This is a genomic window from Antrihabitans spumae, from assembly GCF_043944905.1.
Classification (GTDB): Bacteria; Actinomycetota; Actinomycetes; order Mycobacteriales; family Mycobacteriaceae; genus Antrihabitans; species Antrihabitans spumae.
Window position 1 is genome coordinate 1 of record NZ_JBIMSN010000099.1, and the last position, 739, is coordinate 739.

Annotated in this window: 1 protein-coding gene; it reads right to left on the bottom strand. The window is 55.9% G+C overall.

Annotated elements, in window-relative coordinates; all coding sequences use genetic code 11:
* Positions 1 to 294: 294 nt before the first annotated feature.
* Positions 295 to 621, bottom strand: coding sequence for a DUF4760 domain-containing protein (locus ACHIRB_RS21570; RefSeq protein WP_395126783.1), 327 nt, complete (start codon positions 619 to 621; stop codon positions 295 to 297).
* Positions 622 to 739: the final 118 nt, after the last annotated feature.

The window sequence follows — 739 nt, forward strand, 5'->3', positions numbered from 1 at the left end:
GCCGTCGTCTACGAAATCCACCTGACCAGCATAGGTCCACTTAAGCAGATAAGCAGTACGTACGTTCGATGCATGCCAGCGCTAACTACAGAGCGAGCCAAACGTCAACACAGTGATGACGGCGAGCCTCACGGAATACGCCGTACACAGGAGTAGTTGTTTCGTTGAAGGTATGCTTTCGTAGCTGGACGGGACCAGGCTCTATGTGCCGTCATGATCGCAGAAAGGACAGACCAGATGGTCTTCAAAGACATCGGTATTCTCGAGGACAGGTAAGTCGTCGAAGATCGTTGATTAAGTTCCGGTGAGGGTGCCGTCCAGCAGGATGGCACCCTCACCGGATTTTTCTGCGAACTGGGCCACAAGCCAGTCGGCGTGCTCGTAGGCCGTCGGCTGCGCGGCTCGCTTATCTTCATGCCTGCCGTCATGATGCGCTTCCCGCAGAGTCGCGGTGCGTACCCACAGCTGTTTAATAATATTTCGCTGCATATGAAAGATGATGTTCACGTCGTACACCTGTAGGCGGGCTCCGCATGCAAGTGTTTCGAGCGCGTTCAGCTGCTCCTGAACGAGTACCCCCACCTCCCCTTCATCTTTCCAGCGGAGAAGCAGAGCGGGCACAAATATGCTCTGGCTCCTCGCCTTCGCCAAAAGAACGCTGTGTGCGCGTGAGTGAATCGCCCCGGGGAGTCCGGAGACCTACTGGTTTGAGGACTCAACCACCGGCTGAGTCCTGTGC